This window comes from Kitasatospora sp. NPDC029312 (assembly GCF_055569215.1).
Map to the genome: position 1 here is coordinate 26,775 of NZ_JBVHXY010000067.1, position 7,237 is coordinate 34,011.

The 7,237-nt window shown below is 76.0% G+C and carries 5 protein-coding genes; 2 read left to right on the forward strand and 3 right to left on the reverse strand.

The genetic code is table 11. The features are described 5' to 3' along the window. Positions 1-25: 25 nt before the first annotated feature. Together ACZ4WV_RS33830 and ACZ4WV_RS33835 are read left to right on the forward strand one after the other, a co-directional pair. Entirely contained in the window at positions 26-1,339 is a 1,314-nt protein-coding gene (locus tag ACZ4WV_RS33830; RefSeq protein WP_465752665.1) for a pseudouridine synthase, read from the forward strand. A gap of 225 nt (positions 1,340-1,564) precedes the next feature. Next, a complete protein-coding gene (locus ACZ4WV_RS33835; protein WP_465752667.1) occupies positions 1,565-2,572 on the forward strand; it encodes a helix-turn-helix domain-containing protein in 1,008 nt (335 codons plus the stop codon). 15 nt (positions 2,573-2,587) lie between these two features. Here ACZ4WV_RS33835 and ACZ4WV_RS33840 read toward each other — a convergent pair whose 3' ends face one another. From ACZ4WV_RS33840 to ACZ4WV_RS33850, 3 genes are read right to left on the reverse strand one after another with little or no spacing between them, the layout of a single operon-like run. Continuing rightward, positions 2,588-2,950, reverse strand: a complete 363-nt coding sequence (locus tag ACZ4WV_RS33840; RefSeq protein WP_465752669.1) for a DUF952 domain-containing protein — start codon at positions 2,948-2,950, stop codon at positions 2,588-2,590. Between the two features lie 52 nt (positions 2,951-3,002). Next, positions 3,003-4,550, reverse strand: coding sequence for a mucoidy inhibitor MuiA family protein (locus ACZ4WV_RS33845; RefSeq protein ID WP_465752671.1), 1,548 nt, complete (start codon positions 4,548-4,550; stop codon positions 3,003-3,005). Between the two features lie 3 nt (positions 4,551-4,553). Next, positions 4,554-6,935, reverse strand: coding sequence for a DUF4139 domain-containing protein (locus tag ACZ4WV_RS33850; protein WP_465752673.1), 2,382 nt, complete (start codon positions 6,933-6,935; stop codon positions 4,554-4,556). Between the last annotated feature and the right edge of the window lie 302 nt (positions 6,936-7,237).

A 7,237-nucleotide genomic window follows, 5' to 3' on the forward strand; every position in this document is an offset into this window, starting at 1 on the left:
ACGGTAACGACGTACGGACACTTTGATGCGTAGCAGTGGCAACGGCAGGAACAGCAGCGGCGGCGGCAGCGGTCGCGGCGGACAGGGCGGGGGCCGGGGCGGCTCCTACGGTGGCGGCAGCGGCCGCGCCGGCTCGGGCTCGCGCGGGGGTTCGTACGGCGGCGGCTCGGGCTCCGGCGCGGGCTCGCGGGGCGGCTCGTACGGTGGCGGCTCGGGCTCCGGCGCGGGCTCCGGCTCGCGGGGCGGCTCCTACAGCGGCGGTTCGCGTGGCGCCTCGGGCTCCGGCGCGGGTTCGCGCGGCGGCTCGTACGGGCGGGACGACCGGCGGGACGACCGGCGGGACGACCGCCGCTTCCCGGACCGCCCGCTGCGGCCCGAGGAGCGCAGGTACGACCGCCCGGAGTTCGGCGGCGGCCCGAACGCCACCCCGGCGCGCGGCGGCTACACCGGCCGGCGCCCCGGCCCGGCCCCGCGTCCGCGCCGTGAGGGCCAGGGCGCCCCGGGCGACCCGCGCCGCCAGCCGCAGCGCTCGCGCGAGCTGCAGGCCAAGATCGAGGACGCCGTGCTCGCCCGGCACGACAAGCCGGCCGTCAAGCTGCCCAAGACCTTCGGCGAGCCCGAGGGCGAGCGCCTGCAGAAGGTGCTGGCCCGGGCGGGCGTCGGCAGCCGCCGGGCCTGCGAGGAGCTGATCGAGCAGGGCCGCGTCGAGGTCAACGGCAAGCGCGTCACCGAGCAGGGCAAGCGGGTCGACCCGGACAACGACGAGATCAAGGTCGACGGCCTGACCGTCGCCACCCAGTCGTACCTGTTCTTCGCGCTCAACAAGCCGGCCGGCGTGGTCTCCACCATGGAGGACCCGGACGGGCGGCAGTGCCTGGGCGACTACGTGACCAACCGGGAGACCCGGCTGTTCCACGTCGGCCGCCTGGACACCGAGACCGAGGGCATCATCCTGCTCACCAACCACGGTGAGCTGGCCCACCGCCTCACCCACCCGCGCTACGGCGTGACCAAGACCTACCTGGCCGCCATCCAGGGCCCGATCCCGCGTGACCTGGGTCGGCGGCTGGCGCAGGGCGTGGAGCTGGAGGACGGCTTCGCGCGCGCCGACAGCTTCAAGGTCATCTCCAACGTCGGCAAGAACTACCTGGTCGAGGTGACCCTGCACGAGGGCCGGAAGCACATCGTGCGCCGGATGCTGGCCGAGGTCGGCTTCCCGGTCGAGAAGCTGGTGCGCACCCACTTCGGCCCGATCGCGCTCGGCGACCAGAAGTCGGGCTGGCTGCGCCGGCTGACCAACCCCGAGGTCGGTCAGCTGATGCACGAGGTCGGCCTGTAGGCCTTCGGTCTCCACCGGTCGTTCGTCGGAGGGTCCCCCGCCCGTGGTGGCGGGGGACCCTCCGGGCATTCGGGTGTGAGCCGGAACGCAAGCCCTGGTCACGGCCTTGTCAGCGCCATGATCCGTGGCCGAGGATGGCCACCGGACCACCGTCCGCCCCGTGGCGGGACTGCGCCAGGGCGCGTGCCGGTGGGGTGTACGGGGCGAACAGGGGGAGACGGCGTCGTGTCCGATGCAGTACTGGGACGGTCAGCCGGTCAGGCCCTCGGCCCGTTGGGGCTGGCCGAGCCGGACGGGCGGGTCTACGCGGCCCTGGTGGCCAGTCCGCAGTCCACCGCGGAGGAACTGGCCGAGAGCTGCGGCCTGACGGCCCAGCAGAGCGTGCGCGCGCTGGACCGGCTGGCCCAGCAGGGCATGGCGACCCGTGCGCCGGTGGACCGGCAGCGCTACCTGCCGGTGGCCCCGGACGTGGCGATCGGGACCCTGATCGGCCACCGGGAGTCCGAACTGCGGCAGGCCCGGGCGGAGATGCACCGGCTGATGGACGCCTTCCGGGAGGCCTCCCGCTACACCGACCCGGCGCACTCGGTGGAGGTGCTCACCGGCGGCGAGGCGATCGCCCAGCGGCTGGAGCACATCACCGGGAGCAGCCAGTACCAGGTGCGCGGCTTCGACCGCCCGCCGTACATCCAGGACCCGGTGGCGCCGATGACGTTGCAGCGGCGGCGGCTGCGGGAGGGGCTGAAGTTCCGGACCGTCTACGACCGGGAGGCGGTGGCCTGGCCCGGGCGGCTGGAGAAGAACATCTTCGTCGGCGTCGCGGACGGCGAGGAGGCCCGGGTGCGGCCGACCCTGCCGATGAAGATGATCATCTCGGATGACCGGATGGCGATCATCCCGATCAGCGTCGGTGACAGCGTGCTGGACGCCGCGTACGTGATCCACCCCTCGGCACTGCTTCAGGCACTGGACACGCTGTTCGAGGCGGAGTGGGAACGGGCGGTGCCGCTGCAGGCCGCGATCGGCGCCGGGGAGGCCTCGCTGGAGCCGGAGGCCGACCACCGCAAGCTGCTGGGCCTGCTGGCGGCGGGGCTGACCGACGAGTCGATCGCCCGCGCGCTGGGCTGGAGCGCCCGGACCACCCAGCGGCGGCTGCAGAGCCTGATGCGTTCGCTGGGCGCCACCACCCGCTTCCAGGCCGGAATGGCGGCCCGGGAGCGGGGGTGGCTGTGAGCGAACCGGAGCCGGTCAGCTCCAGGGGCTGAGCGAGATCCAGCGGCCGTCCGGGCCGCGTTCGACCTTCTCCAGGCCGACCACGGCGGAACGGTTCAGCCGGCCGTAGATGTGCGGGAAGAGGATGCCGGGGGTGGCTCCGGGCGGTGGTGCGCCGTGCGGGGCCTCCCACTTGACCATCGGCTCCACCAGCGACTCCTCGATCAGCAGTGCCATCAGCGGGTCGGGGGCGTCGGTGAAGAAGGCGTTGGCCACGGCGAGTGCCGTCTGCTCGTCCGCGGAGCAGTGGATGAACCCGTCGGTGAGCAGTGACGCGGCGGCGTACGGTCGGCCGGGGTCGGTCAGCCAGTCGTCCAGGGGAGCGAGATGGAGGATCATGTTCCTTTTGTACCCGTTTCCTTCCTGAGCGGTCGTCACGAGGTGGCGGACGTCACAGACCCGCCACCTTGGCGGAGGCCGAGACCTCGTACACCAGGGTGAGGGTGCGGCGGGCGCCCGGGCCGAGCGGGACGTCCCAGCGGACGATGCCCTCGGCGTCGAAGGAGTCCGGCGCCGGCGAGCACTCCTCCTTGCGCAGCCGCACCTCGACCGCGGAGACCTCGGAGACCGGCACCCGCTCGCGCACCGCGACCACCTGCTCGTCGTGCTCCTCCGGGCCGGAGAAGCGGGACAGGTGCAGCCGGACGGTCCGGGTGGTGGTCTGGCGGCCGGTCAGGGCGGCGGCGGCCCGGCGCTCCTCGGTCTCGCGGACCACCCGGTAGCCGTCCGAGCTCCCGAAGGACAGCTCGGCCTCGGCCCCGGCGGCGGTGAAGCGCAGCTCGCCCCGGCCGGTGAAGCCGCTGCCACGGACCAGCTCCACCGGGCCGGCCAGCAGCGGGTGCCCGGCCGTGTTGCGGAACCGGACCACCCGGGTGACCAGGGGGGACAGCTCCGGCGCGCAGACGTACTGGCTGCTCGCCGGGCCGGTGAAGGCGCCCAGCGGGACCTTGTGCGCCCGGCCGTCGGAGGGGACGGTGGCCGGGGCGGGGGCGGCCAGCACCCGCACCTCGCCGCCGTCGTCCAGCCCCGGGACGGCGGCGGCCGGCCCGAGGGTGCTGATCGCCTCCTCGCGCAGCTCCACCTCCACCGTGCGGCGCTCCTCGTCGGTGCGCTCGCGCAGCGTCAGCACGTCCTCGGCGAGCGCGGGCGGATCGGTGGCGAGGGCGGAGCGGGCGGTGGAGAAGGTGAGCCGGGCGTCGGTCCAGTCCTCGCCGGTCCGCTGCCAGACCACCGCCTCCGACTCCAGGCGCAGGCCGCCCCCGTCCAGGGTGGCGCGGTAGGAGGGGCGCCAGAGCGCGCAGGGCACCAGATGGCTGACGGTCAGCCCGGTCGGGCCGGGCCGTTCGGCCTCGACGGCCAGCTCCAGGTGGGCGACCAGCTCGGCCGGCTCCTCCTCGGCCTCGTCCAGGGCGATCAGTGCCTGGGAGCGCTCCTGGTCCAGCCGGCGCAGCCGGGAGCGGGTGGCGCGCAGTTCCTCGCCGTAGCGCTCGCGCTCGGCGTCCACCCGGTCCAGCTCGCGGGACCAGCGGGTGCGCTCGATCTCGCCGACGCCGGCGCCCTCGCCGATCTCGCGCAGCAGGTCGGCGCTCAGCTGGGCGAGTAGGGCGAGGCGGGCCTCCAGCCGGGCGCGGGTCTGGTCGGCGAGGCGGGCTTCGGCCTCCAGCGCGTGCAGCCGGTGTCGCAGCGCGGAGTCCTGCGGACCGGGCGGCAGCGGGGCGCGCGGGGCCCAGGTGCGGACCAGTCGGGCCTCCAGCACCCGGGTGCCGGGCGCGGTCGTCTCGGCGCGCAGGGTGCGGTCCACGGCGAGGGCGGTGAGCGGGCCCAGGCGCAGCCGCTGGACGCCCCCGGCGAGCTCGACGGTCGCCGTGCGCTCGACCTGGGCGCGGTCCTCCAGGCAGGTGACGGCGGTGACGGGGAGGGGGGTCGTTTCTCCGGTCATCTGTCAGTTCCTCCGGTTTCCGCCGACGATGGCCTTTCCGGCCGGGATCTTGATCTGGTAGCCGCCGTCCAGCTCGCTGCGGCCGCCCGGCGGGAGGTCGACCCGCCAGAGCCGGGTGCTGGGCGGGCACTCCGGCGTCGGCACGGTCGGGGCGTGCCAGTCGCCGTGCTCCTCGATCCGGATCTCGGCGTCCGAGGTGACCGGCACGCGCTCGCGGACCTCCACGGTGACGGTGCGGGCCAGCCGGTTCGCCAGCTGGACGTGCACCCGGTGGTCGAGCACGGTGCTGTTGCCCTTCAGCATGCCCGTGGCGGACTCGCGCAGCTCGGTGCGGCGCGCCACCTCGATGCCCTCGGTGACGCCGATGCCCAGGCTGCGGACGCCGCCCGGGGCGAGGGTGGGCAGGGCGGCGGTGAGCAGGAACTCGTCGTCCACCGTGACCTCGACCGGGCCGGCCAGCACGGCGCGGTCGGTGCGGTTGGTGAGCGCCAGGGTCGCGTACACCTTCTCCTCGACGGCCGGGACGGTGACGTACTCCGGACGGACGGACAGCGGGATCTCGTCCACGGTGACGGTGTGCCAGGTGCCGTCGGACGGGATGTCGGCGGGGGCGACGGCGTCGAAGCGGTAGTCGAAGGAGCCGGCCGACGCGCGGGGCGGGACGGCGTGGCGGGGGAGGGCGAGGTCGCGGACCCGGGCGCCCTCGGGGCCGCCGGGGAGGAACCGGCCCAGCTCCTCGCGCTCCGCCCGCGCGGGGTCCGGGCGCAGGGTGCCGCGGCGGCCGGCGGGGGCGTCGGGGCCGGCCAGGAGCAGGGCGGGGTAGTCGAGCAGGGCGGCGTCGGGGGTGAAGCCGGTGACCGGCGGCGGGGTGGGGTGAAGGCCGCGGCCGCGCGTCCGACGGGCCTCCGCCGGCGGGGCGTCGCCGGGGGCCTGGGGCGCCGGTGTGGAGGCCTTGGCGTAGCGCATCGGTGCGGCGGGGACGGGCGGGGCGGACGGTGCGGGCTGGACGGGCGGTGCGGGCTGGGTGCCGTAGCCGGCGAAGCCGGGTGGCGGGGGTGCGGGGACCGGTCCCTGGGGCGGCCAGGGGGCCGGCTCCTGGACGCTCAGCGAGCCTCCGCCGCCGTAGGGGCCGGCGGGCGGGGCCTGGTCCGCTTCGTGTGGTTCGTACACCCCGTGCGGCTCGTGCGGCTTGTCCGCGGGGTGCGCCTCGTGCGCGAGCAGCTCCTGGTGGGAGCCGAATGGGCGGGCGCCGGCGGGGCCGCCCGCGGTGCGTCCGGCCGTGCGGGTGGCCCCGGCCGGGACGGGGGCGGACACCGGGAGCGGGGCGGTGTGCCGGGGTGCGGGACGGGAGGCGGCGGCCGCGTCGTAGCCGGTGAACAGGTCGGACAGCCCGGCCGGGGGCTCGCGCCAGCCGGAGGGCGGCGGGGCGGGCTGGCTGCGGCCGATCCGCAGCGAGCTGAGCTTCGGCAGGTCGGTGCGGCGGTCGAGGTCGGCGGTGGACAGGGCGAGGCGGACGCCCGTCCAGTCCTCGCCGGTGTGCTGGGCCACGGCGGCCCGCAGCACGAGGTGGGCGGCGTCGGAGCCGGTGCGGTAGGAGAGGCGGTAGGCGGGCACCCAGCGGGCGGTGGGGACGCCGTACTCCAGCTCGAGGTCGAGCTGTCCCGGGGTGGTGGGGTGGGTGGCGGCGGTCGGGTGGTCGCCGTTGGTCGGGTCGGCGGGGTGGTCGGGGTCGGTCGGGTCGGGGCCTGCGGTGTGCACGGTGAGCAGCACGGTGGTGGCGGTCCCGACCGGCTCGGCGCGGTCGGCGGTGGACGCCCTGTCCAGCCGGTCGGCGGCCAACTCGCGCTCGTGGTCGGCGAGTTCGATCTCCCGGGTGAGCTGCTCGGCGCGCTCCTGGAGCCGGGCCAGCCGTTCGTCGACGAAGTCGGCGAGCTCCAGCCAGGCCTCGGCGGGCGTGCGGCGCAGTGGCTCGTCGCGGCGGCGTTGCGGCGGGACGGCGCGCAGTGCGGTGGTCTCGTCGATCGCGGCCAGGACCAGTCGGCGGCGCTCGTTCAGCGCGCTCTGGCGCTCCATCGCCTCGTCCAACTCCCGGCGGAGGGAATGCAGTTCGTTCGGATCGCGGAGCTCGGCGGTGAGTTCGAGGCGGGCCTCGGTGACCGCGGCGCCGGCCGGTCCGGCGACCACCCGGGCGCGCAGCGACGTGCCGTCCAACGCGTCGGGCAGGCCGGTCAGCCGCAGCCGTCCGTCGGGCGGGACCGGGACGGTGGCCCGGCGGCGGCACACCGCGCCCTCGGCGTACACGACGACGGAGTCCAGCACCGACGGGTGGGCCGGCACGGCCGGCGGCTCCGACGGCCCGGTGTGACTGCTCTGTTGATCGTCCATGCGCAACCCCTTCGTTCGCGTCCGGTGCGGCGCGTACCGCCTCGCGCCGTCTTGCCGCGTCGGCCCCCGGCGGCCAGTCTGCCCCGGGTCGGGGCGGGCGTGGTCGGATTTCCCTGGGCGGCGCGGCGTGTGCACTGTCTGGGACGGGTCGGGGGGTGCGGTGGTTGCCGGGGGCGCGGCGGCACGGTGGCGCGGCGGTGGGCGTCGGTGCAGGGGGCCGGGGGGGGGGGGGGGGGGGGGGGGGGGGGGGGGGGGGGGGTCGGGGGGGGGCCGTGGGGGGGGGGGGGGGGGAAGGTTTCTCC

Bases quoted from the DNA above. Each gene is read 5' to 3' on its own strand.
- ACZ4WV_RS33850 (WP_465752673.1), bottom strand. From the start codon at position 6,935: ATGGACGATCAACAGAGCAGTCACACCGGGCCGTCGGAGCCGCCGGCC.
- ACZ4WV_RS33845 (WP_465752671.1), bottom strand. From the start codon at position 4,550: ATGACCGGAGAAACGACCCCCCTCCCCGTCACCGCCGTCACCTGCCTG.
- ACZ4WV_RS33840 (WP_465752669.1), bottom strand. From the start codon at position 2,950: ATGATCCTCCATCTCGCTCCCCTGGACGACTGGCTGACCGACCCCGGC.
- ACZ4WV_RS33830 (WP_465752665.1), top strand. From the start codon at position 26: ATGCGTAGCAGTGGCAACGGCAGGAACAGCAGCGGCGGCGGCAGCGGT.